The organism is Kitasatospora brasiliensis (assembly GCF_032654805.1).
In the GTDB taxonomy this organism is placed as follows: Bacteria; Actinomycetota; Actinomycetes; order Streptomycetales; family Streptomycetaceae; genus Kitasatospora; species Kitasatospora brasiliensis.
Map to the genome: position 1 here is coordinate 253,066 of NZ_JAUOOW010000004.1, position 25,718 is coordinate 278,783.

At 70.6% G+C, this 25,718-nt stretch carries 24 protein-coding genes and 1 tRNA gene; 14 read left to right on the top strand and 11 right to left on the bottom strand.

What is annotated here, in order from left to right; translation table 11 throughout:
• Positions 1-344: 344 nt before the first annotated feature.
• Positions 345-587, top strand: coding sequence for a hypothetical protein (locus tag QWJ13_RS17275; protein ID WP_316525453.1), 243 nt, complete (start codon positions 345-347; stop codon positions 585-587).
• A gap of 12 nt (positions 588-599) precedes the next feature.
• Here the strand turns inward: QWJ13_RS17275 and QWJ13_RS17280 are convergent, their stop codons facing one another.
• Both QWJ13_RS17280 and QWJ13_RS17285 read right to left on the bottom strand, forming a co-directional pair.
• Positions 600-926: a hypothetical protein gene (locus tag QWJ13_RS17280; protein WP_316525454.1), complete on the bottom strand. Its 327-nt coding sequence runs from the start codon at positions 924-926 to the stop codon at positions 600-602.
• Positions 923-1,228, bottom strand: coding sequence for an SAV_915 family protein (locus QWJ13_RS17285; protein WP_316525455.1), 306 nt, complete (start codon positions 1,226-1,228; stop codon positions 923-925). The genes QWJ13_RS17280 and QWJ13_RS17285 overlap by 4 nt, the downstream gene beginning before the upstream one ends.
• Positions 1,229-1,518: 290 nt before the next feature.
• Here QWJ13_RS17285 and QWJ13_RS17290 point away from each other — a divergent pair, with 290 nt between their 5' ends.
• Positions 1,519-3,741 (top strand): NADP-dependent isocitrate dehydrogenase, encoded by a 2,223-nt coding sequence (locus QWJ13_RS17290; RefSeq protein ID WP_316525456.1) that lies wholly within the window; start codon positions 1,519-1,521, stop codon positions 3,739-3,741.
• A gap of 81 nt (positions 3,742-3,822) precedes the next feature.
• Here the strand turns inward: QWJ13_RS17290 and QWJ13_RS17295 are convergent, their stop codons facing one another.
• Both QWJ13_RS17295 and QWJ13_RS17300 read right to left on the bottom strand, forming a co-directional pair.
• The gene (locus QWJ13_RS17295; protein ID WP_316525457.1) at positions 3,823-4,410 is read right to left on the bottom strand and encodes a YdcF family protein; all 588 of its coding nucleotides are present in this window, start codon (positions 4,408-4,410) and stop codon (positions 3,823-3,825) included.
• 108 nt (positions 4,411-4,518) lie between these two features.
• On the bottom strand, positions 4,519-5,541 hold the full coding sequence (locus tag QWJ13_RS17300) for a cytochrome c oxidase assembly protein (RefSeq protein WP_316525458.1): 1,023 nt from the start codon (positions 5,539-5,541) through the stop codon (positions 4,519-4,521).
• A 199-nt stretch (positions 5,542-5,740) separates the two neighbouring features.
• On the opposite strand from QWJ13_RS17300, the gene QWJ13_RS17305 reads away from it, so the two are divergent.
• A complete protein-coding gene (locus QWJ13_RS17305; RefSeq protein WP_316525459.1) occupies positions 5,741-6,694 on the top strand; it encodes an NAD-dependent epimerase/dehydratase family protein in 954 nt (317 codons plus the stop codon).
• 43 nt (positions 6,695-6,737) lie between these two features.
• Here the strand turns inward: QWJ13_RS17305 and QWJ13_RS17310 are convergent, their stop codons facing one another.
• From QWJ13_RS17310 to QWJ13_RS17320, 3 genes are all read right to left on the bottom strand, one after another.
• Positions 6,738-7,214: an SRPBCC family protein gene (locus QWJ13_RS17310; RefSeq protein WP_316525460.1), complete on the bottom strand. Its 477-nt coding sequence runs from the start codon at positions 7,212-7,214 to the stop codon at positions 6,738-6,740.
• Positions 7,215-7,306: 92 nt separating this feature from the next.
• Positions 7,307-7,391 (bottom strand) — tRNA-OTHER (locus QWJ13_RS17315).
• Between the two features lie 13 nt (positions 7,392-7,404).
• The gene (locus QWJ13_RS17320) at positions 7,405-8,409 is read right to left on the bottom strand and encodes a bifunctional lysylphosphatidylglycerol flippase/synthetase MprF (protein WP_316525461.1); all 1,005 of its coding nucleotides are present in this window, start codon (positions 8,407-8,409) and stop codon (positions 7,405-7,407) included.
• Between the two features lie 273 nt (positions 8,410-8,682).
• Here QWJ13_RS17320 and QWJ13_RS17325 point away from each other — a divergent pair, with 273 nt between their 5' ends.
• Genes QWJ13_RS17325 through QWJ13_RS17375 form a run of 11 tightly spaced genes read left to right on the top strand, consistent with a single transcriptional unit; the run spans position 8,683 to position 20,706 of the window.
• Entirely contained in the window at positions 8,683-10,233 is a 1,551-nt protein-coding gene (locus QWJ13_RS17325) for an aldehyde dehydrogenase family protein (protein WP_316525462.1), read from the top strand.
• Positions 10,220-11,356 (top strand): acyl-CoA dehydrogenase family protein, encoded by a 1,137-nt coding sequence (locus QWJ13_RS17330; protein WP_316525464.1) that lies wholly within the window; start codon positions 10,220-10,222, stop codon positions 11,354-11,356. The genes QWJ13_RS17325 and QWJ13_RS17330 overlap by 14 nt, the downstream gene beginning before the upstream one ends.
• A gap of 9 nt (positions 11,357-11,365) precedes the next feature.
• Entirely contained in the window at positions 11,366-12,643 is a 1,278-nt protein-coding gene (locus QWJ13_RS17335) for an aspartate aminotransferase family protein (protein WP_316525465.1), read from the top strand.
• Position 12,644: 1 nt separating this feature from the next.
• Positions 12,645-13,148, top strand: coding sequence for a type II toxin-antitoxin system RatA family toxin (locus QWJ13_RS17340; protein WP_316525466.1), 504 nt, complete (start codon positions 12,645-12,647; stop codon positions 13,146-13,148).
• 16 nt (positions 13,149-13,164) lie between these two features.
• Positions 13,165-13,641, top strand: a complete 477-nt coding sequence (locus QWJ13_RS17345) for a hypothetical protein (RefSeq protein WP_316525467.1) — start codon at positions 13,165-13,167, stop codon at positions 13,639-13,641.
• A gap of 22 nt (positions 13,642-13,663) precedes the next feature.
• Entirely contained in the window at positions 13,664-14,830 is a 1,167-nt protein-coding gene (locus tag QWJ13_RS17350; RefSeq protein WP_316525468.1) for a flavin-containing monooxygenase, read from the top strand.
• Positions 14,830-16,167: an NAD(P)/FAD-dependent oxidoreductase gene (locus QWJ13_RS17355; RefSeq protein ID WP_316525469.1), complete on the top strand. Its 1,338-nt coding sequence runs from the start codon at positions 14,830-14,832 to the stop codon at positions 16,165-16,167. The genes QWJ13_RS17350 and QWJ13_RS17355 overlap by 1 nt, the downstream gene beginning before the upstream one ends.
• A gap of 19 nt (positions 16,168-16,186) precedes the next feature.
• Positions 16,187-17,560 (top strand): cytochrome P450, encoded by a 1,374-nt coding sequence (locus QWJ13_RS17360; RefSeq protein ID WP_316525470.1) that lies wholly within the window; start codon positions 16,187-16,189, stop codon positions 17,558-17,560.
• A 35-nt stretch (positions 17,561-17,595) separates the two neighbouring features.
• Positions 17,596-18,540 carry a diacylglycerol/lipid kinase family protein gene (locus QWJ13_RS17365; protein ID WP_316525471.1) on the top strand — a complete coding sequence of 315 codons (945 nt, stop codon included), beginning with the start codon at positions 17,596-17,598 and terminating at the stop codon, positions 18,538-18,540.
• A 4-nt stretch (positions 18,541-18,544) separates the two neighbouring features.
• Complete coding sequence (locus QWJ13_RS17370; RefSeq protein WP_316525473.1) at positions 18,545-19,117, top strand: flavin reductase family protein; 573 nt, start codon at positions 18,545-18,547, stop codon at positions 19,115-19,117.
• Between the two features lie 56 nt (positions 19,118-19,173).
• Positions 19,174-20,706 (top strand): MmgE/PrpD family protein, encoded by a 1,533-nt coding sequence (locus QWJ13_RS17375; RefSeq protein WP_316525474.1) that lies wholly within the window; start codon positions 19,174-19,176, stop codon positions 20,704-20,706.
• On the opposite strand, the gene QWJ13_RS17380 is transcribed toward QWJ13_RS17375, so the two are convergent.
• The 4 genes from QWJ13_RS17380 to QWJ13_RS17395 all read right to left on the bottom strand — a co-directional run bounded on the left by QWJ13_RS17380 (position 20,687) and on the right by QWJ13_RS17395 (position 25,679).
• The gene (locus QWJ13_RS17380) at positions 20,687-22,138 is read right to left on the bottom strand and encodes a helix-turn-helix transcriptional regulator (protein WP_316525475.1); all 1,452 of its coding nucleotides are present in this window, start codon (positions 22,136-22,138) and stop codon (positions 20,687-20,689) included. The two genes, QWJ13_RS17375 and QWJ13_RS17380, sit on opposite strands and share 20 nt — an antisense overlap.
• 240 nt (positions 22,139-22,378) lie before the next feature.
• The gene (locus tag QWJ13_RS17385) at positions 22,379-23,278 is read right to left on the bottom strand and encodes an alpha/beta hydrolase fold domain-containing protein (RefSeq protein ID WP_316525476.1); all 900 of its coding nucleotides are present in this window, start codon (positions 23,276-23,278) and stop codon (positions 22,379-22,381) included.
• A complete protein-coding gene (locus QWJ13_RS17390) occupies positions 23,275-24,138 on the bottom strand; it encodes an SDR family NAD(P)-dependent oxidoreductase (RefSeq protein WP_316525477.1) in 864 nt (287 codons plus the stop codon). Before QWJ13_RS17390 ends, QWJ13_RS17385 begins: the two co-directional genes overlap by 4 nt.
• Complete coding sequence (locus tag QWJ13_RS17395; RefSeq protein ID WP_316525478.1) at positions 24,135-25,679, bottom strand: flavin-containing monooxygenase; 1,545 nt, start codon at positions 25,677-25,679, stop codon at positions 24,135-24,137. Before QWJ13_RS17395 ends, QWJ13_RS17390 begins: the two co-directional genes overlap by 4 nt.
• Positions 25,680-25,718 lie beyond the last annotated feature (39 nt).

Consider the following 25,718-nt stretch of genomic DNA (forward strand, 5'->3'; position numbering starts at 1 on the left):
GCGGAGCTATGAGAGTTGCCACACACTAGGACTTTTCGGTGCCCCCTGCACAGATTTCATTACTGAATGTTTACATTCTTTTCTGGACATCCTTGCAGGTAGGGGGCCTTCTGGCCCTCGACGTATTACGTATCCGATCGATCTGTCGGGAATTCAGGCCGCGTCGCGTGGGGCGGCATCATAGACGGTTCAATCGACGATGGGAATAGTGGCCTCCGTATAGCGATCCGGCGACACCACGCCAGATCGGACGGGTCGGTATCGCGGGGTGGCGCGGGCGGGCCGCCACCCGGGCGGGGGCCGTCCGGTCGCCGGGGGACCGGAGGCGTGCTGGGGTGGTCCGCATGAACCGCTCACTCCCGGCCCGGGTGGCCGTCGTGACCGCCGTCGCCCTGCTGCTCGCCACCGCCGCCGGACCGGCGGCGGCGAGCGGGCGCCGGGACGTCACCGCCGACCAGTGCCGCGACGCGGGCGGCCACGTCGAGGGCACCGGCTACTGCGCCGACGCGGCCGGTGCGGACGTGTGGGGCGCGGAGATCGACGGGCAGGCGGTCAACCCGGACCCGCGTCCGGGCGAGGAGGACTGAGCCCCGCCCGGTTCACGGCACCGGCCGCAGGGTGACCGGGGCCGGGGTGAGGGCGCGCAGGACGAGGTCGATCTGCACCCTGGCGGCGCCCGCGCAGTGCAGGGCGGCGGCGATCGTCCGCAGCTCCTCGGGGCCGGTGCAGGCCAGACGCAGTTCGAGGTCCGCCTCGCCGACCAGGGCCAGACCGCTCTGGACGGCCGGGAACTCCGCCGCGAGACGGTCGAAGTCGAGCGGCACGGGGCCGTGGCTGATCCGGGCGATCGCGTGCAGGGCGCGGGCCTGCCGGGGCTGCCGCTCGGGCGCCGGAGCGTCCGGGACGAGCCGGAGCGGGGCGGTCACCGGTGCTGGAGCTGTGCGGCCGGGGCCGGGGCGGGCGGCACGGCGGGGGAGCCGACGGGCGGGGCGACCAGCCGCGGATCCAGCACCAGGGTGTCGACCCCGAGCGGGGCGGTGAGGTCGCGCAGGGCGGGCTCGGCGATCTCGGTGTGGGCCTGGCCGGGCCCGAGGAGGGCGGCGAGGGCCTCGGGGCTGGAGAAGCCGACCGCGCAGCGGCGGCCGTCGCGCAGCCGGAACAGGCGGAGTGCGGTGGTGCTTCCGGTGCCGGAGGTGGTGACCGGAACGTGCCAGACGACGCGGGCCATGCGGGTGCTCCCGAGTGGGGTGGTGGTGCCTGCCGGAACTACTTCCTCGAAGCTAGGGCGGCTCGGCCCCGGTGGGGCCGGTCCTGACGCGGCGTTGACCGAATGGGGTCGTGCGTTGACGCACTCCTGACGTTCGGCTCACCCGGGTGGACTACACCACTGCCCCGGAGCCGCTCGGTTTGCCTCCCGCCGCGCCTCGGACCACCGTGGAGTTTGACCCGAGGTGGAGTCGGGGGCCCGTGACGAGATATCTTGACGTCAAGACGTTGGAGACGTGAAGCGGAGTACCGATGACTGACTCGACCATCATCTATACGCACACCGACGAGGCTCCGGCCCTGGCGACCTACTCGTTCCTGCCGGTGGTCCAGGCCTACGCCTCGACGGCGGGTGTGCGGGTGGAGACCCGCGACATCTCCCTGGCCGGCCGGATCATCGCGAGCTTCCCGGAGCGTCTGACCGAGGCGCAGCGGATCGGCGACGCCCTGGCCGAGCTGGGTGAGCTGGCCAAGACCCCGAGCGCCAACATCATCAAGCTGCCGAACATCTCGGCCTCGGTGCCGCAGCTCAAGAGCGCCATCGCCGAGCTCCAGGCCCAGGGCTACGCCCTGCCGGACTACCCGGACGAGCCGCAGACCGACGAGGACAAGGACGTCCGCGCCCGCTACGACAAGATCAAGGGCAGCGCCGTCAACCCGGTCCTGCGCGAGGGCAACTCGGACCGCCGCGCCCCGCTGTCGGTCAAGAACTACGCCAAGACCCACCCGCACCGCATGGGTGCCTGGACGGCCGACTCCAAGACCAACGTCGCCACCATGGGTGAGAACGACTTCCGGTCCACCGAGAAGTCCACCGTGGTCGCCGCCGACGGTGCCCTGCGCATCGAGCTGCTCGGCGAGGACGGCACCACCACCGTGCTGCGCGAGAAGGTGCCGGTGCTGGCCGGCGAGGTCGTCGACGCCTCGGTGATGCGCGCCGCCGCCCTGAACGAGTTCCTGGCCGCCCAGGTCGCCCGTGCCAAGGCCGAGGGCGTGCTGTTCTCGGTGCACCTCAAGGCCACCATGATGAAGGTCTCCGACCCGATCATCTTCGGCCACGTGGTCCGCGTCTTCTTCCCGAAGACCTTCGCCAAGTACGGCGAGGTGCTGGTCGCCGCCGGTCTGAACCCGAACAACGGCCTCGGCGGCATCCTGGCCGGCCTCGACAACGTGCCGCACCTGGGCGCCGAGATCAAGGCCTCCTTCGAGGCCGAGCTGGCCGAGGGCCCGGCCCTGGCCATGGTCGACTCCGACAAGGGCATCACCAACCTGCACGTGCCGAGCGACGTCATCGTCGACGCCTCGATGCCGGCCATGATCCGCACCTCCGGCCACATGTGGGGCCCGGACGGCAAGGAGGCCGACACCCTCGCCGTGCTGCCCGACAGCAGCTACGCCGGCGTGTACCAGGCCGTCATCGACGACTGCCGCGCCCACGGCGCCCTGAACCCGGCGACCATCGGCTCGGTGCCGAACGTCGGTCTGATGGCCCAGAAGGCCGAGGAGTACGGCTCGCACGACAAGACCTTCGAGATCGCCACCGCGGGCACCGTCCGCCTGGTCGACACCGAGGGCAACGTGGTGCTGGAGCAGGCCGTCCAGCCGGGCGACATCTTCCGCGCCTGCCAGACCAAGGACCTGCCGATCCAGGACTGGGTCAAGCTGGCCGTCACCCGCGCCCGCGCCACCGGCGTCCCGGCCGTGTTCTGGCTGGACGAGACCCGCGCCCACGACGCGGTGCTGATCGAGAAGGTCAAGCAGTACCTGCCGGAGCACGACACCGAGGGTCTCCAGATCGAGATCAAGTCCCCGGTCGAGGCCACCAAGTTCTCGCTGGAGCGCATCCGCCGCGGCGAGGACACCATCTCGGTGACCGGCAACGTGCTGCGTGACTACCTGACCGACCTGTTCCCGATCCTGGAGCTGGGCACCAGCGCCAAGATGCTGTCGGTCGTCCCGCTGATGGCGGGCGGCGGCCTGTTCGAGACCGGCGCCGGCGGCTCCGCCCCGAAGCACGTCCAGCAGCTGGTCAAGGAGAACTACCTGCGCTGGGACAGCCTGGGCGAGTTCTTCGCGCTGGCCGCCAGCTTCGAGCACCTGGCCGACAGCACCGACAACGCCCGCGCCAAGGTGCTGGCCGACACCCTGGACCGCGCCACCGGCACCTTCCTCAACGAGGACAAGTCGCCGAGCCGCCGCCTCGGTGGCATCGACAACCGCGGCAGCCACTTCTACCTGGCCATGTACTGGGCCCAGGAGCTGGCCAAGCAGACCGCCGACGCCGAGCTGGCCCAGGCCTTCGCCGGCCTGGCCGCGACGCTGACCGAGCAGGAGTCGGCCATCGTGGACGAGCTGATCGCCGTCCAGGGCTCGCCGGTCGACCTCGGCGGCTACTACCAGCCCGACCCGGCCAAGGCCGCGGCCGTGATGCGCCCGTCCAAGACCTTCAACGAGGCGCTCGCCAACCTCGGCTGAAACCGGCTGAGTTGAGCTGACGAAAGCCCTGGGTCCCATGCGGACCCGGGGCTCTTCGGCGTGCCCGCCCGGTGCCCCGGTTCAGGCGCGGCCGGCGAGGGCGAGGGCGGTGCCGACGGCCTCGCGCAGCAGGAGGTACGGGCCGTGCGCCAGCGGGCCGTCCGCGCCGAGCACGGCGGCGGGGGCGCCGGCCCGGCGGGCGGCGAGGGCGGAGCGCACGGTGTGGAAGCCGTTGGTGACCACCGTGCAGCGGTAGCCGGGGCGCTCGGCGGCCATCAGGGCGGCGCTGAAGCGCAGGTTCTCGGCGGTGTTCGCGGCCCGCTCCTCACGCCGGATCCGCTCGGGCGGGACGCCCTGGGCGATCAGGTAGCGGGCCATCGCGGCGGCCTCGGTGCACCGCTCGTGCGGGCCCTTGCCGCCCGTCACCAGGACCAGCGGGGCGGACCCGGCGGCCTCCTCGACGGCGAGGCGGGCCAGCGCGGCGTCCAGCCGGGCCGCCAGCGGGGCCGCGGGCTCGCAGCCGTCCAGCGCGGCGCCCAGGACCACCAGGTAGTCGGCGCCGACCGGAGCGGGGCGGTGGCGCTGGTACAGCGCCAGGCCGAGGAAGCCGAGCAGCCAGAGCGGGGCGCACCCGCAGAGCAGGGCGACGATGACCGGCAGGACGTGCATGCCTGTTCGAACGCATCCGATGGAACGGTCGTTCCGGTGTGGGCCCGCAACGGCGAGAACCCCCGTTCCGCGGGCGGAACGGGGGTTCTCGGGAACGGTGGTTCCGGGTCAGCCGACGGCGTCGGCCGCCGGAGCGGCGCCGGCGGCCGGGGCCACCCCGCTGCCCGCCCGCTGGTCGCGCTTGTGCAGCGAGGCCAGGTAGGCGTTGTACGCCTCCAGCTCGGCGTCACCGGTGCGGTCCTCGGAACGGTCCCGGCGGCGGGCCTGCCGCTGCTCCGAGCCCATCCACTGGTAGACCAGCGCGATCAGCACGATCGCGGTCGGGATCTCGCCGAACGCCCAGGTGATGCCGCCGGCCAGCTTCTGGTCCTCCAGCAGGTTCGTCCCGGGCGGCGAGCCCTCTGCGGTGAAGGTGGTGACCAGCGGGTGGGCGGCCATCATCACCGCGACGCCGAAGAAGGCGTGGAACGGCATCCCCATGAACAGCTCGATGATCCGCATCACATGGCCCGGGCGGTGCGGGCCCGGGTCCACGCCCATGATCGGCCAGAAGAAGGCCAGACCGGTGAGCAGGAAGTGCACCATCATGAAGATGTGCCCGAGGCGGTACTGCATCAGGAAGTCGAACAGCGGGGTGAAGTAGACCCCGTACAGGCTCGCGATGAACATCGGGATGGTGAACGCCGCGTGCGAGACGACCCGGACGTACCGGCTGTGCAGCAGCGCCACCAGCAGCTCGCGCGGCCCGCGCGGACGGCCCTTGCCGGCCGGGCGCAGCGCCCGCAGCGCCAGCGTGATCGGGGCGCCGAGCAGCAGCAGGATCGGGGTCAGCATGGAGAGCACCATGTGCTGGATCATGTGCGCGCTGAACAGCACCATGCCGTAGTCGTTCAGCCCGCTGCAGGTGACCAGCAGCAGGCTGGCGACACCGGTTCCCCAGCCGACCATCCGGCCGATCGGCCAGCGGTCGCCGCGCCGGTACAGCCGGACCACGCCCGCCGCGTACAGCCCGAAGAGGGCCAGTCCGCCGAGCAGGAACACCCAGTCCGGGGACCAGGTCCACACGTTGGAGAAGGTGAACGGGCCCAGCTCGGTCATCCCGCCGTGATGCATCCCACCGTGGTGGTGCATTCCTGACATTCCGTCGCCCATCGGCGGGTCCTGCTTTCCGTCCTCGTGGTCACCGGTGCGGGTCCGGTTCGCCCCTTTTTGCTTGGCCTACAGCCTAGGCGGGCCTTACCTCGGGCCGTCCCCCGCCCCCTCCGAACGGGTGTCCCCGCGTCGGGCCGCCTGGCTAGACTGACCGACCGGTCGGCAGGGAGGCTTGGAGATGGCGACGGAAGACAGTCCCGCGGGGCAGCCCACGGTCGCGCTGACCGGGGCGACCGGCTTCATCGGCTCCGGCGTGCGGGCGGCCCTCGCGGCACGCGGCGTCCGGGTACGGGCGCTGGCCCGCAAGCCGCCGCGGAGCGCCGAACCCGGCATCGCCTGGGTGTCGGGCGGCCTCGCCGACCCGGAGGCGCTCACGGAGCTCTGCACGGGTGCCGACGCGCTGCTGCACCTCGCCTCCCGGGTCGACGGCGGCACCGAGGAGTGCGAGGCGGTGAACGACCGGGGCGCCGCCGCGCTGATGGCGGCCGCCACCCGGGCCGGGGTGCGGCGGATCGTCCACCTCTCCACGGCCGCGGTCTACGGCGCGGGCCCGCACGACGGCATCGAGGTCGGCGAGGTGACGCCCGCCCCGGTGTCCGAGGCCAGCCGCACCCGGCTGCTCGGCGAGCGCCACGCGCTGGCGGCCGGCGGGTACGTGCTGCGCCCCGGGCTGGTCACCGGGACGGGCGACCGCTGGGTGGTCCCGGCGCTGGCCGAGCTGGTCCGCCGGGTGCCGGTCCGCTGGGAGGGCGGCAGCGCCCGGCTCTCGATGGTGGACCGCACCGACCTGGCCCGGCTGATCACCGCGCTGGCCCTGGACGAGCACACCGTCCCGCCGGGCGTCCATCACGCCTCGCACCCCGAACCGGTCCGCGGCGGCGACCTGCTCGCGGCCCTGGCCGCGCTCGGCCTGCTGCCCGCACCCGACGGCCCGGCCGTCCCCTGGGAGGAGTGCCGTCGACTGCTGGCGGCGGCCCCCGGCCGGGTCTCCGAGCGACAGTTCGCCCTGATCGCCCGCGACCACTGGTACCGCAGCGAACGGATCTGGCGGCTCGCCGCCTGCCCGCCCGGCCCCGGCCCGCTGGCCCGCCTCCCGCAGGCCGCCGCCTGGTACCGCGAGCTGCTCGGCTAGCCCGCCGTCGCGAGGACGACGGCGAGTTCGGGAACCGCCGGTGCTACTCCGTGGCGCCGGAGGCGGCCTGCCGGGCCGCGTAGTACTCGGCGACCCGCACGGAGATGCTCCGCGCCGTGCTCTCGACGGCGGTGTGGACGAAGGGCGCCAGGGTCTTCTCCATGGCCCGGCCCGCGATGCCGCCGGGCAGGTGGAACTCGATCCGGAATTCCACCGTGCTGCGGGACTCGTCGACGGCGGAGAACACGAAGCTCGTGGCGGTGTCCAGCCCGGAGACCGACTTGTACTCCACCAGCGCGTTCCGCTCCCACCGCACGGTCTTGACCGTCGACTTCACGGTGCTCGGCCCGAGCTTCGAGGTCGCCTCGAAGACCGAATCGAGGCCGTGGTCGAGTTCGCCCACCGGCTGGTAACTCTGCATTCCGTACCAGTAGTCGGTCACGTTCCGATAGTCGTCGAGGTACTCGAAGGCGACTTCGAGCGGGACGTCGCAATGGGCGACGGAACTGACTTCGGTCATGTCTGACTCCCTTCTGTGTTCGATTCGATTCCGAGCTCGGTTCGACGCCTCGGGTCCTGCCGGGGCAGGCGAGGCCGGGTGTATCCAATGAGCGGAAGGGGCAGGATTCGAACCTGCGTGGGCGTGAACCCGATCGGGCGAACCCGATCCTCGTTAGGCCGCTTCGAGTACCCTTCCCGGAACAGGGGGATCACACAATGTTGGTCGCTCGCACCACGCTCCACAAGGAACGCGGCGAGATTCCGCCGTCGAAGGCGAAGTACTCGGGGAGCACCGCCGTCGGATACCACTTCATCTTGTATTCCAGCTGGCTCTTCGCCGGGTAGAGGGAGTCCCCCTTCTCGGCGACGAGACGAATGATCCGCTCGGCGGCACGGCTCGCGGTCGGCAGCCGGTGGCTGTCGTCCAGGCTGGTGAACGGCGTGAAGCCGAAGTGCAGCCAAGGCGCTTTCAGTGAACGGAAGTGCTCGATGGCATGGGAATTGATTGCCTCCATGACCCCCGGCGGGCAGTCCGGCAACCGCCGGCTCAGGTCATGCAGCCACCCGGGGCGCGTCCCGTACACGGGAGCGAAGGAGATGTATCCGATGGGGTTGCCGTCGATCCTGCCGACGAACAGCTTGCGCTGCGCCTGCCACGGGCCGCCGATCTCGCCGATGAGGAACGTCAGCTCCTTGGTGTGCTTGCCCTTCTGGCGGAGCCACAGCGAATCGATGTTCCCGATTTCCTCGGTGAATTGTGTGGCATCCACCTCCGTGATTTCAAGCCCCTCCCGAACGGCCCGGGAGATCTTGTTCCGCAGCTTGACGAAACGCTTGCCGCGAAGGCTGAAATCCTCCAGCTCCACGGCGTAGGAAGCGCCCACCTGATTGACCACGAGGCCGAGTCCGGCGAGCAGCTCGGCGTCCTCGCGCTGGAGCTGTACGCCGATGACCTTGCGTTTCTTGGAATGTGCGTGTGCGAGGAACCGGGATTCCAGCTCCCGCCTGCTGCCGGAGTCGGTGAACGGGCCCCCGAACTGGATCCACCGCCGTCCCTGCGGACGGTAGCAGATGTAACCATCGATGCCGGCGCTCGTAAAGTACTCGTTGCCGCTGTTGAGCGCAAGGAATGCGCTCGGGTTGTCCGCGTGGCACTCAAGGGCGGACAGTTTCCAGTCCTGGCCTTGCGCATAGAGCGAGTCAGGAGCCGTCATGTTCTGTCCTCACCTTCGGCTGCTCGGTGGGATCGAAGGTAGCGGGCCGCTCCTGACGCGCGGTCGACACCGCGGGGGGAACGGATTCAGAGCCGTTTCAGAACGGTCGCCAATACTGGTCCGCGGATCACAGGCAGCGGAGCGGACCGAAGGGTGCCGCACGGTCATCTGCATCTAGATTGCGGGGACATCTTGACAGTGAACGTCGAAGCCAACCGAATACCCTCATTGGGTAGTTACGTCCGAGGAAAGGACGTCGAGAGCGGTCAGTGGGTGTATGCCCTCTCCGCGCGCACGGTTCTGGACGACTCCTTCGCGAGCCTCACGCTCAAGCGGAAGCTGGAAGCCGGCTCGATCCCGCTCGACGAGGTGCCCGAGGGCGTGGTCGTCGGCCGGGTGGCAGTGGCGGAGCCGGAGACGATCGAGGACGCGCTGGCCGCCGCCGCGGCGGCCACGAAGATCTGGCGCGCGGTCCCGCTCTCGACCCGCTTCGACGGCTGGTTGGAGCTGCTGGCCTCGACCATCCAGGAGCACGAGGACGAGATCGTCCGCATGCTGACCCTCGAAGGCCACCCGCTGGAGCTCGCGCGGTGGGAGATCTCCGGGATGCTCGAACTGTCCCGCAAGGAGTCGGCCGACTTCCTGCGCGGCCAGCTGTGGCAGGAGTTCACGGTCGACGGCCGCCGGAACATCGTCCGGCGCCAGGCCGACGGCGTGGTGTGCATCACCCCGCCCGCGAACGCGCCCCTGGTCAGCGCGCTGCTCGGCACCATGAGCATTCCCGGCGGCAACGCGGTCGTCGTCCGGGCGCCGCGCACCGCGCCCTTTGGCGTCACCCACGTGCTGCGCAACCTGATCGCCCCGATCCTGGACGAGCTCGGCGCGCCGCCCGGTGTCCTCAACATCGTGTGCGGCCACCCCGCCCCGATGATCGACGCGTGGATCAACAGCCCCCACGTCAACGACATCATGTACTTCGGTGACGTCCAGCCCGGCCTGAAGATCGAGCGCAGGTGCGTCGAGGCCGGCAAGAAGCCGATCCTCGAACTGGCCGGCAACGACGTCGTCCTGGTCTGGAAGGACGCCGACCTCGACGGGGCGGCCTCGGCCCTGGCGGAGAGCTTCTACGGTTCCGGGCAGCTGTGCATGGTCCCGAACCAGGCGGTGGTCCACCCGGCCGTGGCCGACGAACTGATCGCCCTGGTCAAGCAGAAGGCGGAGGCGCTGCGGCCCGGATACCCGGACGACGAGGGAGTCCTGCTCTCGCCCGTGCTGCGGCACGACAGGTTCAACCAGTTCCTGTCCGAGGCCGTCGAGGGCGGTGCCACCCTCGTCACCGGTGGCCACGGCATCCAGATCGACGGGACGCGGGACACCTCCGGCTTCTTCCTGGAGCCGACGGTCCTGCGGATCGACGGCCTGCGGGACGCCCGGAAGCTGGACGTGGTGAAGCACGAGACGTTCTTCCCGCTGCTGCCCATCATCGTCGCCGAACCGGCGGACGACGAAATCCTGTTCGACAGCTTCATCGACTTCGTCAACACGAACCAGTACGGACTGCGCAACTCCCTGTGGGCGCGGGACGAGTCGCTGATCGACCGGTACGTCGTGGAGACGGTCACCGGGGGTCTGCTCAAGGTCAACGACTCCCACATCGCCTTCACCAGCCCGCTGCCCTCGCACGGCGGTACCGGTCTGACCGGCGGCGCCTTCGGCGAGGCCAACTACCCCCTGCTGCGGACCACGCACATCCAGGGCGTCTCCATCGTCGCGCAGACCGATGCGCCACTCGTCGACAAGGAGCAGCGCGATGCGAACTCTTGATGCGGCACGGGCCGTCTGTGAGCGTTACCTCCCGGGCCTGCTGGGCAAGCTGGCGAACGTCCCGATGCTCGAACTGGAGCAGCCCGGCAACACCGGCCTCGAACTGTTCCGGGCCGCCGGCGGGTCGGCCCTGGTCATCCCCAAGACCTATGCCGGGGCCGGCGCGAGCCCGCTGGAGGCGATCCAGATCACCCGCGCCATCGCGGCGGCCTCGCCGTCGCTGGCCGTGGCGTCGACCATGCACCACTTCTCGGTGGCGACCATCTTCACGCTCGCCGAGAGCCTGCGGTCCAGCGGTGTCGAGTGGGCGCTGCTGGAGGGGATCGCCACCCAGAACCTGCTGGTGTCCTCCGGATTCGCCGAGGGCAATCCCGGCCAGGGCATCCTGTCGCCCACCGTCGGCGGTGTGCGGACGGAGGGCGGCCTGATCGTCAACGGGTCGAAGCGGCCGTGCAGCATGTCGCGCTCGATGGACCTGCTGTCGGCGAGCATCTCGGTCCCGAAGGAGGGCGGCGGCTCGGAGACCGTGCTGATGCTCATTCCGGCGGAGACGCCGGGCGTGACCGTCCACCCGTTCTGGGGCAGCAACGTGCTGGCGGGGGCCGAGAGCGACGAGGTCCGGCTGACCGACGTGTTCGTCGACGACCGCCTGCTGGTGCCCACCGACATCGGTGAACAGGGCGAGCTGGACGAGTTGCAGACCGTCGGGTTCATGTGGTTCGAGATGCTGATCACCTCCAGCTACCTCGGCATGGCCAGCGCCCTGGTGGAGCGGGCCTTCGCCTCCGGGAAGCTCGGCGCGGAGCGGCTGGCGGACCTGGGCGTGCGGCTGGAGACCGCGACGCTGCTGCTGGAAGGGATCGGCCGGCAGCTGATGGCCAAGGAGGGCGACAACGAGGCTCTCACCAAGGCCATGATCGCCCGGTACGGCGCCCAGGAGGCGATCGTCGACGCCGCGCAAATGGCGGTCGAGGCCCTGGGAGGGATGGCCTTCATCTCCTCGCCGGAGGTCGCCTACCTCGCCGCGGCCTGCCACTGCGTCAGCTTCCATCCGCCGTCTCGCTCCAGCACCAACCAGGCGCTGGCGGCGAACCTCGCCGGCGGCGTGCTGCGGATCAAGTGAGGTCTGGTCATGTACGAGGAATTGCTGAAGGACCCCGCCCGGGTGTCGCTGCTGTACCGGCAGACGATGAGTTCGGGGCGGGCCCGCCTGGCCGAGGTGCTGGGCGGTCAGGTGGAGGTGGAGTCCTCCGGCGCGTGGATCACCACCAGCGAGGGTGAACGGATCCTGAACGTCGGCGGCTACGGGGTCTTCATCACCGGCGCCCGGCACCCCACCGTGGTGCGCGAGGTGGAACGGCAGCTGGGAACCCACCCGATCGGAACGAGGATCTTCCTCGATCCGGTGGCCGCGCGGGCCGGCGAGCTGCTGACCTCCGTGACGCCGCCCGGCCTGGAGCGGGTGCACTTCTCCGGGGCCGGGACGGAGGCGATCGAGGCGGCGATCAAGATCGCCCGCCTGAACGGGCGGCGCCGCCTGGTGTCGATGATCGGCGGCTACCACGGGAAGACCCTCGGCTCGCTGTCGGTGACGGCGAAGAGCGTCTTCCAGGAGCCGTTCCGGCCGTTGCTGCCGGACGTCTCCCACGTGCCGTTCGGCGACATCGCCGCGCTCACCGAGGTGCTGCGGCAGTACCCCGGCGAGGTCTGCGTGATCGTCGAGCCGGTGCAGGGCGAGGGAGGCGTGGTGATCCCGCCCGCCGGCTACCTCGCGGCCGTGCGGGAGGCGTGCACGAAGTACGGCGCGCTGATGGTCGCCGACGAGGTGCAGACCGGTCTCGGCCGGCTCGGCACCTGGTGGGGCGTGGACGCCGAGGACGTCCGCCCCGACATCCTGTGCTCCGGCAAGGCGCTGGGCGGTGCCGTCCTGCCGGTCGCCGCGACCATCACCACCGAGGAGGTCTTCGCGGTCCTCGACCGCGACCCGGTGCTGCACACCTCGACCTTCTCGGCGGCGCCGATCACCATGGCGGCGGTCTGCGGGGCCGTGCGGGCGATCCAGGAGGACGGCCTGGTCGAGCGGGCCGCCGTACTCGGCGCCCGGCTGACGGCCGAGCTGAAGCGGATCATGGCCGCCCACCTGTCGCACCACCACTACGAGGTGCGCGGAGCGGGCCTGCTCATCGGCATCGAGTTCGCCGATCCCGCGATGGCCGCGGACCTGTTCATCGCCCTGGTCGGGAACAGCGTCGTCGCGAACCTCTCGCTCAACTCCGACCACGTCGTCCGGCTGACCCCGCCCGCGATCATGACCGAATCCGACGTGGAGTTCCTTCTCGACCGGTTCGAGCGGACGGCCAGAACGGTCGCCGAGCAGAACCCCAAGTACGAGGTGCTTGCCAATGCGTAGCATGGAATTGAAACTGCAGTCCTCCGTCGACGCCGACTTCGCGTTCCGGTGCATCGCCGAGTTCGAGAAGTACCCGGAGTTCGTGGACGAGGTCCGCTCGGTCGTGGTCACCCGGACCGAGGGGAACGAGCTCCTGAGCGAGTGGGACATCTTCTTCCGCAACGGTCCGCTGCGCTGGTCGGAGGTCGACTACTTCCAGCCCGCCCAGCGCAGGATCGTCTTCGAGCAGACCGCCGGCGACTTCGAGATCTTCCGGGGGAGCTGGCAGGTGGACGCCGTCGAGGACGGCTGCGCGGTGACCTTCGAGGCGACCTTCGACTTCGGGATCCCGAGCCTGGCCGGTGTGCTCGAACCGATCGCGACCAAGGTGCTCAAGGAGGCGATCGCCACCATCGTGCACCAACTGCTGGGCGGGGCGACCGTGGTGGGCGACCCGGCAACCGCCGCGGCCGTGCTCGCCAGGATCGAGCGCAAGCGCGAGACCGCCGCCGCACTGGCCGTCTGAGCAGCGGGAGACGACGGTGGATCATCTGAACCGCTACGAGAGCAAGGTGACGTACCGGCTGCTGCGGGCGGAGTACGGGGTCGCGCTGGTGCTCAGCGCGGTGCTGCTCCTCTGGCACATCACCGAGGTCCGCTGGCTGCCCGCGGTCCTGCTCTTCGCCTACATCGACCTGATCGGCTACATCCCCGGGGCCATCGCGTACCGGCGCGCCAAGGACGGCCGGATCCCGAAGGCCTACTACGTGCTCTACAACACGATGCACAGCTTCGTCACGCAGGCCGTGGTGGTGGGCGCGTGGGTCGCGATCTCGGGGTTCGAGTGGGCCCTGCTGGTGGTGCCGGTCCACCTGTGCGGCGACCGCGCCATCTTCGGCAACTTCCTGAAGTCCTTCCGGGTGCCCTTCGAGCCGGTGGTGCTTCCCGCGTTCGCGGACTTCGACCGGCGCGTCGTCGAGCAGCGCGGCGTGAACCACCCGTTGCCCGAACGGGTCTGAGAGTGAACCGATGAGGAGCGCCATGTCCCAAAGCAGTGAACGACCGATCATCATCGGTGCGGGGCCGGGTGGTCTCGCGGTGGCCTGGACGCTGAAGGAAGCCGGGCTGAACCCCCTGGTCCTCGACCGGGAGAAGATCGCCTGCTCCACCTGGCACTCGTACTACCCGTCGCTGCGGATGAACTCCTGGCGGCGACTGAGTTCGCTGCCAGGCATGCGACTGTCGGCGGAGTACGGCCCCTGGCCGATGCGCAACGACTTCCTCGCCTACATGAAGAAGTACATCGAGGTGCTCGACGCCGACATCCGCCACGAGACCGAGGTCCACCGGGTCGACCGGGAGGACGGCCGCTGGGTGGTGCGGACCTCGATCGGCGACCTGCCGGCGAAGAACGTCGTGGTCGCCACCGGCCTTCACCGCAAGCCGTTCGTTCCCGACTGGCCCGGCCTGGACGGATTCGAGGGCGAGTTCCTGCACGCCCGCGACTACCAGGTGCCCGACCCCTTCGTCGGGAAGGACGTCCTGGTGGTCGGCGTCGGGCCGACCGGGATCGACATCGCGGTCGCGTGCGCGCTCGCGGGCGCCTCCCGGGTGCGCATCTCGATCCGCCACATGCCGGTGCTGTTCAAGCTCACCGCGACCACCTCCCTGCTGTGCCAGGCCATCAAGCACGGTCCGCTGCCGCACTGGCTGGTCAACCGGGTCAGTCTGGTGATGCACCGGAGGCAGTGGGGCGACCTGACGCCCTACGGCCTGGCGCCGCCGACCGAGGGCACCATGGCGGGCAGCGCCCGCACCGGGCACTCCTACGGCTCCATCGACCGCGGCCTGATCCAGGCCGTCAAGGAAGGGCTGATCGAGGTCGTCCCGGGTGTCACCGGCTTCGACAAGAAGGCCGTGCTGCTGGAGGAGGGCATGAGCATCAAGCCGGACGTCGTGGTCGCCGCAACCGGGCAGCGGCCCGACATGGAGCGACTGGTGGGGCACCTCAAGGTCCTCTCCCAGCCCGGCGGACGCCCGTTGGTGCACGGCGGCAAGACCGCTCCGCACGCGCCCGGCCTGTACTTCCAGGGCTATCGGCTCCCGCCGGGGCAGATCCCCGACATGTCGACCGATGCTCGGGCGATCGCCCGAGCGATCACCGGCAACCGGCGCCGCGGCCCGATCGCCGCCCTGCGGAGCCCGTGATGAGCGGTCACGGGACGCCCTGGTCGGACGGCCACACCGCATCGCGCCCGCGCCTGCACGGCGTCCGGCGATTCGACGTCGCCGTCATCGGTGCCGGCCTGACCGGACTGTCCGCCGCCCTGGAACTGCTCGAACTCGACCCGGAGCGCCGGGTCGCCGTGGTCGAGGCGGACCAGGTGGCGGCCGGCGCGAGCGGGCGCGGCACCGGGCTGCTCGGCCCGCGGCTGGGACCGGCGCTGACCGTGGCCCGCCGCCGCTTCGGCGACGACGTGGCACGCGGTGCCTACCTCTGGTCGGCCACCGCGGTGCGGCACGTCCTCGATCTGGTGGAGCGCCATCAGATCTCCTGCGACCTGACCCCCGGCGGTCAACTCATCGTCGCCCCGGACGAGGAGGCCGCACTGGCCCAGCAGCGGGAGGCCGACGCCGCCCGGGTGCTCGGACTCCCGGTCTCGCTGGTCGAGCGGGACGCGCTGCCCTCCGTCGCGGCGGGCTACCTCAGCGGCCTGCGGTACGCGCCGGCCGCGACACTGGACCCGGCCGCGCTCACCGCGCAGCTCGCCCGGATCGGCGAGCAGCGCGGGCTGACCATCTTCGAGCGCAGCCCGGTGCGCGGCATCCGGCGGGGGCTGCTGACCACGGTGTCCACCGACGACGGTGAGATCGTCGCGGACCATGTGGTGGTGGCGGTCAACGCGTACGGCGCCGCCCTGCGCGCACCGGCCGGCGTGGTCGGGGTGCGGGTACAGGCCGGCGTGACCGAGAAGCTGCCGAAGGCGGCGGCGAAGGCGCTGGAGGGGCTGCGCACCGAACCACTGATCGAGCACGGCGAGCTCGCCCCCTACTTTCGGCTCACCCCCGACGGGCGGCTGATCGTCGGGGGCGGCGCGGTCCGACGCGGTGCGTTCGGTTCGATGGCGCCCGCCCCCGGGAGGCTCCGGGCAGCGGCCCGGCAGCTGTCCCCGGCGCTGGCCGGGGTGGAGATCGAGTCGACCTGGGCGGGGCCGGTCGGCATGACGCTCGACGGACTGCCGGCCGTCGGGCACCACCCGGACGATCCGCAGCTGTACCACGCGGGCGGCTGCAACGGTCACGGTCTGGCGATCTCGGCGTACCACGGCGCCTTCGTGGCCCGCTGGATCGTCAACGGCGACAAGGACCACCTGTCGTTCGCCCTGCCCTGGGTCCGCCCGAAGGCGCCCTGGGTACCGCGCGGACGCCTGGTGGACCACGCGCTCGACCGCTATCTGGCGCACCTGACGACCGCGGCAGGGCGGCCCCGCTCCTCAGACCTCGGCCCGACCGGCCGACCCGTCGGACGGAGCGCTCACGCATGACGGACGGAGACGGAACCACATGAGCAGCGTCGGACACGACAACGCGAGCGCGAACCAGCGGTTGGTGTCCGCGGCGTCGATGAGCAGCGCGCCGGTCGAGGGATCGTTGGACAATCTGCCGCCCGGGCCCTCCGAGTCGGTGCTGCGGCAGACGATCCGCTTCCGGCGCGGGCGCCAGCACTACATGCCCGAGATGCACGACCGGTACGGCGACGTCGTCACCCTGCGGGTGGCGCCCGGAGGGCCGTTCGTCGTGCTGCGGAACCCGGAGGACATCAAGGAGGTGTTCCGGGGCGCGCCGGAGGTGTTCCGCGCCGGCGAGGGCAACTCGATCCTGGTCCCGATCGTGGGCCGGCACTCGGTGCTGACCCTCGACGCCCCCGAGCACCGGCCCGCGCGCAAGCGGATGATGCCGCCGTTCCACCACGAGAAGATCGCGGCGCTGACCTCGACCATGCGCGAGATCGCCGAGGACGAGGCGCGCAGCTGGCCGGTCGGAAAGCCCATCAAGCTCCTGGACCGGGCGTACTCGCTCACACTGGACATCATCGTGCGGGTCGTGCTCGGCGTGGACGACTCACGCCGCGCGGCCGAGCTCAGCCACGCCCTGCGGCAGGTCTCCGACATCGGCCTGTCCGACATCCTGGTGTGGATCCGCCCCGAGCTCGGCAAGATGTGGCCCTGGCGGAACGTGGTGCGCAACCTGGAGCACGCCGACGAGCTGATCTACGCGGAGATCGCCAGGCGCCGCAGGGACCCCCGACTCGCCGACCGCACCGACGTGATGTCCATGCTGCTGGCGGACGAGCCCAGCGACGAGGTGGTGCGCGACGAGGTGATGACCCTCCTGGTCGCGGGGCACGAGACGACGGCGGTGGCGCTCGCCTGGCTCTTCGAGCGCCTGCTGCGCCACCCCAAGGCCCTGGCCCGGGTCCGGGCCGGCCTCGACGACCCCAAGGATCCGTACCGGACCGCCGTGTTCAAGGAGGCGCTGCGGGTCCGTCCGGTGATCCAGAACGTCGCGCGACGCCTCACCGAGCCGGTCGAGCTCGGGGGCTACCGACTGCCGGCCGGAGTCTCCGTCCTGCCGTCGGTGGTCGCCGTGCAGTCCGACCCTCGGCTCTGGGGCCCGGACGCCGAGGAGTTCCGCCCGGAGCGGTGGCTGGAGGGCAACCCGCCGCAGAACGCGTGGATCCCGTTCGGCGGCGGCGCGCGGCGCTGCCTGGGCGCCATGTTCGCCCAGGTCGAAGTGGAGACCGTGGTGGCCGCGGTGCTGCGCACCGTGGTCCTGGAGGCCGACCGCCCCGCCGGCGAGGGCAGCGAGATGCACCACATCACGATGGTCCCCAAACGGGGCGCGCGCGTGCGGGTGGTGCGCAGGATCCGCTCCTGAGGTCCTGCGGTCGAATCGATGCGAGAGGTGTGATCATGGAACAGCATTCGCGCGTTGTCGCGATAGTCAATCCGGCGGCGGGTGGCGACGGCGACCGGGCGGTGGCCGCTCTGGAGCAGGTCGGAACCGCGACGGTGGAGGTCCTCACGACCGCGGCCCCGGGCGATGCGACGGACATCGCCTACAAGCTGGCCTGCGAGGCCGCGCCGCCGGACATCGTCGTCGGAGTGGGAGGCGACGGCACGATCTGTGAGGTGGTCACCGGACTGTACCGGGCCCGCGAGTCGGGTGCGGCCGCGGTCCCGCCGCTGCTGGTCGCACCGGCCGGAACGGGGAACTCCAGCTACCGCGGGCTGTGGAACGACGCTCCGTGGGAGGAGGTCGCCGGGCGCGCCCTGCGGGGGGAGGCGATCACGCGGACGATCGACCTCGCCAGGATCGAGCAGAACGACCACCTCGTCCTGTTGGGATCCGGCAGCGGCCTGTTCGCCGCCAGCCTGGTGGCCATCAGGAACCGCCCGGAGAAGGGACGGGAGCTGCTCATGGCGGCCGCGCTGGCGGCCATGGAGGCGTACGTGCCGTACCAGGGCCGGGTGACGGTCGACGGTGAGACCGTCTACGAAGGCGGCATCGTCGAGACGATCGTGGGCGGATTCCGTTACCGCGGAGGGCTGTTGAACCTGGTGCCGGAGTCGGTCGTCGACGACGGGCTGCTCGACATCACCCTGGTCACCGCGGCGGTGGACATGAACGCCTTCGCCCAGGCCGCGCTGAACGGACACGTCTACGACGTCCCCGGAATCCGGACCGGGCGGGGCCGGCGGATCGGCATCGAGCGGCTCGACGGGCAGCCGATGCTCTTCGAGCACGACGGAGAGGTCATGCCGGAGACCACACAGTCCTACCAAATCCATGTCATTCCCGCGGCGTTGACCGTGCTGACCCCGGCCGGCGCTCCGCCGTGGTTCGGCGAAAGGTGATCCGATGACCGAGATCAGCCCGCTTCCGCCCATCGAGTTGGCACTCGCGCCGATCGACTCGACGATGAGCGAGATGAGCGAGGATTCGTTCCGTGAGTACTGCCGCAAGCTGAGCGCAGGCGTCGCCGTCGTCACCACGTGCGGTGCGTCCGGGTGGGCGGGAACCACCGTGAGCACCGTGACCAGCGTGTCGATGGATCCGCCCATCCTGCTGTGCTGCTTCTCCCTGCGCTCCCGGACACTGACCGCGATCCAGCAGTCCCGGCGGTTCGCGATCCACCTGCTGGCCGATGAACAGCGCGATCTCGCGGACCGGTTCAGCCGACCCCCCAACGACGGCGCACGCTTCGAGGACCTCGGGTCCGGGGTCCGGCTGTCCCACGGCACCCCCGTGATCAGCGGAACGCTGGCCGTCGCCTGGTGCGACCTGCGCTCCATGGAGGAGGTCGGCGACCACGTCGTCGTGTACGGGCGACTGACCGCCGTGCGGATCGGCCACGGCCGTCCGCTGCTCTGGCACGAGAGCTCCTACCAGGCGTTGGAGGAGCAGCCCGACCTCATCGGATCAACGGCGTGAATCCGCTCGACGCCGTTGCCTCACAATGGACTTCGACCATGATCTCCGCAACACCCATGGATCCTTCGACCGGTGCCCTGGCCGAACGGCCCGTCGAACCGGACGCGAGCCTGTCCCACAGGCTGGCCTCCTGGGCCCGCACGGTGGCCCATGAGGACGTCCCCGAACTCACCCGCTACGCGGCCCGCAGCCAGCTCATCTCCAACCTCGCGGCCGTGCGCGCCTCCCTGCGCCACCCGATCGGGCGGGCGATCGTCGAGGCCTTCGGCCCACCCGTCCAGAGCGACCCCAAGCAGGCCGCGTACGTGCTCGCGGCGCTGGCGACGGCACTGGACTTCGACGAGGTGGCCTACTCGGGGCATGTGTCCGCCGGCGCCGTGAACGTCGCGGTCTCGGAGGCCGCGGGCCGGGCGCTGGACGGGAAGGCGCTGCTGACCACGATCGTCGTCGCCAACGAGTGCGCCGCGCGGATCTCCGCCGCGACGATCCTCAGCCCCTTCTTCCGCGGCCAGACGAACACCCACTGCCACCTGGCGAGCGCGGCGGCGGCGCGGCTGCACGCCCGCAACGCCTCCCTGCGGGAGTGGACGGCCGGCCTGGGCCTCGCGTTCGGGATCATGGCCGTACCGCTCCACCACGGGGTCGTGACCAGTGACGTCAAGGCCTTCACCGCGGCCGCGCCCGTTCGCCTGGCGCTCGACGCGTGCGATGCCGCGGCGCACGGGCTGACCGGCTCCGACACGATCCTCGAACACCGGGAGGGGCTGCTGGCACAGCTGTCGGCGGTTCCGTTGCCCGATGCGGTCACCGCCGGCCTCGGGCACCGTTGGCACACCGACACCCTGACCTACAAGCGCTGGCCCGGCAGCGCCTACCTGCACGCGGCCTTCGACTGCGCGCAGCGGCTCCACCGGCGGCTCGGCGGTGTGCGGGCCCACGACGTGCGCCGCATCACCGTCCACGGATCCCTGCTGACCTGGCAGTTGGAGCGCAAGGTGGCCCCGGCCCTGGACGGCCCCCGCACCGGCGTCTCAGCCGCCACCTTGTCGGTCGGGTACGGCGTCGCGACCCTGCTGTTGACCGGAGCACTCGGGGTGGCGGACTACACCGCCCCGAGCCTGTCCGACCAGGAGCGGTGGTCCCTGGCGGACAAGGTGACGGTCGAGCACGACATGCGGCTCTCGGAGCGGATGGCCCAGGCCACCTCCCCGCTGGGCGAGGCGCTGCGCCAGGCCGGGGACCGCGCGCTCGACTGGCCGGAGTTCATCGCCTGGGGCGGCGAGGACGCACCGCGTCTGCTGGCCGGACTGGGCGCCCCGGAGGAGACCTTCGAGAACGCGACGATGGCGATCGGTGCCCGGGTCGAGCTCGAACTGGCGGACGGCACCACGCTCACCGAGGACTGCGAGGCGTTCACCGGATCGGCGGGAGTCGGTACGCGCCAGGACCACCGCTCGCTCGTGCGTCAGAAGTTCCTCGACAACGGAGGTTCGACGGAGGTGCTGGCCGAGCTTGAGGCCATCGACACTCTCGATCCGGCCCGGACCGCCTCGGCACTGGCCCGTGCGGTCACTGCTGATCCGGCTTGATCCGGGAGCTCGGCGGCTGGTCGGCCTGGGCCGCGATCTGGCCGAGCGTGACCCGGGTCGAGATCGAGAGCTTCCGGAAGATGCTGCGCAAGTGGAAGTTGACGGTGTGCGGTGAGACGCCGAGCTCCTTGGCCACCTGCCTGTTCGTCATGCCGCGGCCCACGAGGCGGGCGATCTCCTCTTCCCGTTGACTGAGCGAGGACAGCTTCTTCGGCAGGCAGAGCGTGGCCGGCTCCGCCGGGGGCCGAGGCGAGGCGGCACCGCCCCGAGGAAGCCGGTCTGCATCGACTCGCCCGGCCGGCGCCGGCTGGTCCTCCTGGGTGTACGCGGCCCGCGCGCCCGCCGCGGCGGTCTCCAGCGCCGGGATCCCGCGGTTGCTCCTCGCCAGCCGCTCGATCGCCTGGAGGGCCTGCCGGGCGTGGGTGAGGTCCCCGGCCTGGCGGGCGACGGTGACCAGCCACGCCGGCCTGGTGGGATCCTCGATGAAGCAGGCCGAATCGGTGCCGAGGAGGTGCCAGTTCGCCCGGATCCGCTCCGCGACGACGTGGGGTTCCTCCCGCGCGGCGGCCAGGCTGAGGTCGACGACGGCGGCCCGGGCGATCGAGTCGGTCATGGCGTAGGGGGCGGGCTGCGAGCGGAACGACTCCAGGGCGGCCGCCGCCTCGTCCCGCTCACCGAGGCGCAGATGGGCCATGGCCGACACCGAGAGGGCGAGCCCCCGGCTCACCGCCGACTCGCGCTGCTCGGCGATTTTGATGGCCCGCGCGGCGGACTGCTTGGCCCGGACGAATTGTCTGGACTGCAGGTACAGCACCGAGCGGAGGGCTTCCGGCATCGCCCCGAAGGCGTGGAATCCGGCTCCGTCGACCACGTCCTGGATTTCGTCGATCGTTTTGGACGCCTGGTACGGGACGTGCATGTCGGTGAGCTTCTTGGCGAGGAGGACGTATACGTAAACCCTGCATAACGAGGTGGCGCCCTGCAGGTGCTGGATGGCCGACTGGTTCAGGGAGAGCCCCAGGAACAGGTTTCCCAGGTGCCAGTGCCGGTCCGATTGGGCGCCCAGCGAGACGACCCTGACCGAAGCCGACTCGTATGCGTTGTTCTCGTCGACATCGGCGGTCTGCCAGCCCTTCGACTGATCGACCATGTATCCGAGAAAGCGACGGAACGCATCGACGTCCCCGTGGGCGTGCTGCCGGGTGTCCAATTCTTCCAGGACTTCGTCGAGCAGGAGCAGGGCGGCCTTCAGGTTCCCTTTGATGTAGCAGAGGTTCGCATAGTCGATCTTCTGCAGGGTTTCCCGACTGAGCACATCCGCGTGCTGATTGGCGATAAGATAGAGGACGTCACTCACGGACGACGGAGCGGGGGCGATGGGATTCCCGAACTCCGCGTGCTCCTCGTCTGCCCGGTATTCCAACCCGCCCATCTGTCCCCCTGACCGCGAACAAGCTGTGCCCTGACATCGGCCATCATACAGGTCGGTTCGCGGTTCATTGGGTTAAGATTTTGCTGGCTTCTGGCGATTTCTCCCGCTGCTGATGCCGGTCGGATTTGTCTCGATTCCGACATATAGGTGCGGTTCCGAATGGCGACCACCGGCCGCCATTCGGAACCGCATCTCTCATTTCTGTCGATCCGGTGATGGTCCCCGAATCCCGGTGACGGACTACGACCAGTTCGCCACCAGGAATTCCCCCACGTCACCGAGCGATTCGGCGGCCTGGCGGACGAGTCCCGCCTGGGCCTGGGCGGCGTGCCACAGGACGGGACTCTCGACGTACCGGAGCTCGACGCCGGCCCGCCGCAGCGACCCCGCCAGACGGAGGCACTGCGCGTAGACCAACTCCCGGGTGCTGGTGAAGAGATAGGTCGGCGGCAGACCCTCCATCGGCCCCAGCAGGGGTGCGAAGCGGTGGTCCAGGGGGTCGATGTCACCCCGGTAGGCGGCCGCGCAGGCCAGCCCCCAGTCGCGGTTGACCACCAGGTCGCGGTGGCGCTCGGCCCTCTCGCCGGGATCCGTCCACGGCGACAGGAGGGCGAGCGCCGCCGGCCGCCGCCGGTGCGCGACCAGGTGCTGCGCGGCGGCCAGGGCGATGGCGCCGCCGGCCGAATCGCCGGCGAGGGCGATCGAGCCGGCCTCGTGGGCGGGGGTCCGCGTCAGCGCGTCGAAGGCCGCCAGCGCGTCCTCCAGGGCGGCCGGACAGGGATGTTCGGGGGCGAGACGGTAGTCCAGGAGGTAGACCGGACGGCGGATCCCGGCGGCCAGGTGCGCGGCCAGTGACCGGTGCGTGGCCGGCGACCCCACGGTGTACCCGCCGCCGTGCAGGTAGAGGACCGCCCCGGGGCCCGCGAAGGGTCCAGCGGAGACCCGTTCGGCGGGGCGGTCGCCGAGCCGCAGGGTCTCGACCCGGACGCCTGCCGGCAACGGCTGGAACCGCGCGACGCCGTTCAGCAGCGTCCGCTGTACGGACCACGGCATCCGCTGATGGAACGTCAGCCGGTAGAAGGGGTGGAGCAGGGCGCGGGCCATCGGCAGCGGAACGGAGATGGACGGCGCGACCGTCATCGCTTCCTCCCGGGGCGCGGGGCGATCCTGAGGATCCGGGAGAACCTCGCGCCGAACCGCTGGGAGCCGGTCGGGGTGATCCGGGCCAGCAGGTCCAGCGCCTTGGCCTCCCCGCCCACGATGACCCGCGCGCGGTTCCTGCGGACGCCGTCCACGATGGTGCGGGCCGCCATCTCCGGGCTGTGCAGCGCCAGCCGTCGGTCGAAGGCGCGGGCGATGGAGGCCGCGTCCAGGCCGTCCGCCGCCGTGGCGTTGCGGGCGACGGCGGTCTTGATGCCCCCCGGGTGGACACAGGTCACGCGCACCGGGTGTCCGGCGAGCAGCATCTCCTGGCGCAGGGCTTCGGTGAACCCCCGGACCGCGAACTTGGACGCGTTGTAGGCGCTCTGACCAGGGAAGGTGATCAGGCCGAAGAGGCTTGAGACGTTGACGACATGGCCGTCGCCGGAGGCGATCACATGGGGCAGGAACGCCTTGGTGACATTGACCACCCCCCAGAAGTTGACGTCCAGTACGCGTTCGATGTCCTTGAAGGACTCGTGCTCCACCTCGCCGTAGAACGCGACGCCGGCGTTGCAGTACACCTGGTTCACCGTGCCGAACCGGGCGCGGACCTCGCTCGCGTAGGCGGCCACCGCGGCCCGCTCGGTCACGTCGAGCTGGTCCGCCTTGACCACGGCACCTCTGGCCTCGCACAGCACGGCCGTCTCGTCGAGGCCGTCCGCATCGATGTCGGAGATCGCGAGCCGGGCGCCGTGACCGGCGAGCAGCACGGCGAGGGCGCGGCCTATCCCCGATCCGGCGCCGGTGATGACGGCGACTTTGCCTTCGAGGTCGGTGTCCACTGACTTCCTGCTCATACTGGTCCTCGGGTCGAGACGTGATAGGCGTCGATGTCGAACTTCCGGGTGATCCGGCGGAACTCGTGGGAGAAGCCGGGCCACATGGTGGTGTTCGCGCCGTGCTTGTCCAGGTACCAGCTGGAGCAACCGCCGGTGTTCCAGACGCTTCGGGACAGCTTGCGCTGGAGCATGCGCGAGAAGTCCTCCTGTGATTCCTGGCGCACCTCCACCGAACGGATCCGGCGGCGTCTCATGGTGGCGATGGCGTCGGCCAGGTAGTTCACCTGGGACTCGATCATGAAGATCATCGAGTTGTGGCCGAGTCCGGTGTTCGGGCCCACCATCAGGAACATGTTGGGGAAGTTGGCGATGGCGGTGCCCTTGTAGCACTGCCGGCCGGCCTTGTCGAAGACCTCGCCGAGGCTTCGGCCGTCCTTCCCGAAGATCCTGCGGTACGTGGGGGAGTCGGTGACCTGGAATCCGGTGGCCAGCACGATGGTGTCGGCCTGGTGCACGGCGCCGTCCGCGGTGACCAGGCAGTCCGCCCGGACCTCGGAGATGCCCTCCGTGACGAGCTGGACGTGCTCGTGGCGGAAGGCGGGGTAGTAGGTGTTGGAGAGCAGGATCCGCTTGCACCCGATCCGGTATCCGGGGGTGAGGCGCCGACGCAGGTCGGCGTCGGGGACCTCGCGCCTGAGCTTCGCCCGGGCGATGATCCCCAGCGGCTTCATCGCGAGGGGGGCCTTCGCCAGTCCGACGGCCTGCGCCTCGTGCGCCCAGTAGATGCCGGAGCGCAGCAGCCGCTGGTAGTAGGGGACGAAGCGGCAGGCCAGCCGGTCGAGCGCGGAGTAGCGGCGGTCCAGCCGGGGCAGGACCCATGGCGCCGTGCGCTGGAAGACCCGCAGTTCGTCGACCTGCTCCGCGATGGCCGGGACGATCTGGACGGCGGACGCGCCAGTGCCGATCACCGCGACCTTCCGGCCCGCCAACTGTGCCTGGTGGTCCCAGCGGGCGGAGTGGAAGACCTGCCCCTCGAAGGTCTCGATGCCGGGGATGTCCGGCAGTGACGGCTCGCAGAGCGCGCCGAACGCGCCGACCAGGACATCGGCGGTGAACGTCCCCTTCGTGGTCTCCAGCCGCCAGCGCGCGGCGTCCTCGTGCCAGCTCGCGCTCAGGACCTCGCATCCGAAGACATGTTTGTCGTGGACCCGGTAGCGACGTGCCACCTTGGTGATGTAGTCCTGGATCTCCCGCTGCCCGGAGAACGAACGTGTCCAGTTCGGGTTCGGCGCGAAGGAGTAGGAATAGAGATGTGATGGAACGTCACATGCCGCGCCCGGGTAGGTGTTGTCGCGCCAGGTGCCGCCGACGGCGTCCGCGCGTTCGAGTACCAGGAAGTCGTGCCACCCCTCGCGGCGGAAGCGGACGGCGGCCGCGACGCCGGCGAGCCCGCCGCCGATGACGATGATCTGCGCGTGCCGGCCCGGTTCGGTCGTGGCGTCGGACTGCTCGGCGGAGGTCGGGGCGATGGCCGGCCCATTCAGGTCTGTAGAGCTCAAGAGTGATCAGATCTCCCGTCGCAGCCGTCCCGAATGATC

What these genes read in the sequence shown, in the direction of transcription:
- QWJ13_RS17275 (WP_316525453.1), top strand. Translation starts at nt 345, where the DNA reads ATGAACCGCTCACTCCCGGCCCGGGTGGCCGTCGTGACCGCCGTCGCC.
- QWJ13_RS17285 (WP_316525455.1), bottom strand. Translation starts at nt 1,228, where the DNA reads ATGGCCCGCGTCGTCTGGCACGTTCCGGTCACCACCTCCGGCACCGGA.
- QWJ13_RS17290 (WP_316525456.1), top strand. Translation starts at nt 1,519, where the DNA reads ATGACTGACTCGACCATCATCTATACGCACACCGACGAGGCTCCGGCC.
- QWJ13_RS17295 (WP_316525457.1), bottom strand. Translation starts at nt 4,410, where the DNA reads ATGCACGTCCTGCCGGTCATCGTCGCCCTGCTCTGCGGGTGCGCCCCG.
- QWJ13_RS17300 (WP_316525458.1), bottom strand. Translation starts at nt 5,541, where the DNA reads ATGCACCACCACGGTGGGATGCATCACGGCGGGATGACCGAGCTGGGC.
- QWJ13_RS17305 (WP_316525459.1), top strand. Translation starts at nt 5,741, where the DNA reads ATGGCGACGGAAGACAGTCCCGCGGGGCAGCCCACGGTCGCGCTGACC.
- QWJ13_RS17310 (WP_316525460.1), bottom strand. Translation starts at nt 7,214, where the DNA reads ATGACCGAAGTCAGTTCCGTCGCCCATTGCGACGTCCCGCTCGAAGTC.
- QWJ13_RS17320 (WP_316525461.1), bottom strand. Translation starts at nt 8,409, where the DNA reads ATGACGGCTCCTGACTCGCTCTATGCGCAAGGCCAGGACTGGAAACTG.
- QWJ13_RS17330 (WP_316525464.1), top strand. Translation starts at nt 10,220, where the DNA reads ATGCGAACTCTTGATGCGGCACGGGCCGTCTGTGAGCGTTACCTCCCG.
- QWJ13_RS17335 (WP_316525465.1), top strand. Translation starts at nt 11,366, where the DNA reads ATGTACGAGGAATTGCTGAAGGACCCCGCCCGGGTGTCGCTGCTGTAC.
- QWJ13_RS17340 (WP_316525466.1), top strand. Translation starts at nt 12,645, where the DNA reads ATGGAATTGAAACTGCAGTCCTCCGTCGACGCCGACTTCGCGTTCCGG.
- QWJ13_RS17350 (WP_316525468.1), top strand. Translation starts at nt 13,664, where the DNA reads ATGTCCCAAAGCAGTGAACGACCGATCATCATCGGTGCGGGGCCGGGT.
- QWJ13_RS17355 (WP_316525469.1), top strand. Translation starts at nt 14,830, where the DNA reads ATGAGCGGTCACGGGACGCCCTGGTCGGACGGCCACACCGCATCGCGC.
- QWJ13_RS17360 (WP_316525470.1), top strand. Translation starts at nt 16,187, where the DNA reads ATGAGCAGCGTCGGACACGACAACGCGAGCGCGAACCAGCGGTTGGTG.
- QWJ13_RS17365 (WP_316525471.1), top strand. Translation starts at nt 17,596, where the DNA reads ATGGAACAGCATTCGCGCGTTGTCGCGATAGTCAATCCGGCGGCGGGT.
- QWJ13_RS17370 (WP_316525473.1), top strand. Translation starts at nt 18,545, where the DNA reads ATGACCGAGATCAGCCCGCTTCCGCCCATCGAGTTGGCACTCGCGCCG.
- QWJ13_RS17375 (WP_316525474.1), top strand. Translation starts at nt 19,174, where the DNA reads ATGGATCCTTCGACCGGTGCCCTGGCCGAACGGCCCGTCGAACCGGAC.
- QWJ13_RS17380 (WP_316525475.1), bottom strand. Translation starts at nt 22,138, where the DNA reads ATGGGCGGGTTGGAATACCGGGCAGACGAGGAGCACGCGGAGTTCGGG.
- QWJ13_RS17385 (WP_316525476.1), bottom strand. Translation starts at nt 23,278, where the DNA reads ATGACGGTCGCGCCGTCCATCTCCGTTCCGCTGCCGATGGCCCGCGCC.
- QWJ13_RS17390 (WP_316525477.1), bottom strand. Translation starts at nt 24,138, where the DNA reads ATGAGCAGGAAGTCAGTGGACACCGACCTCGAAGGCAAAGTCGCCGTC.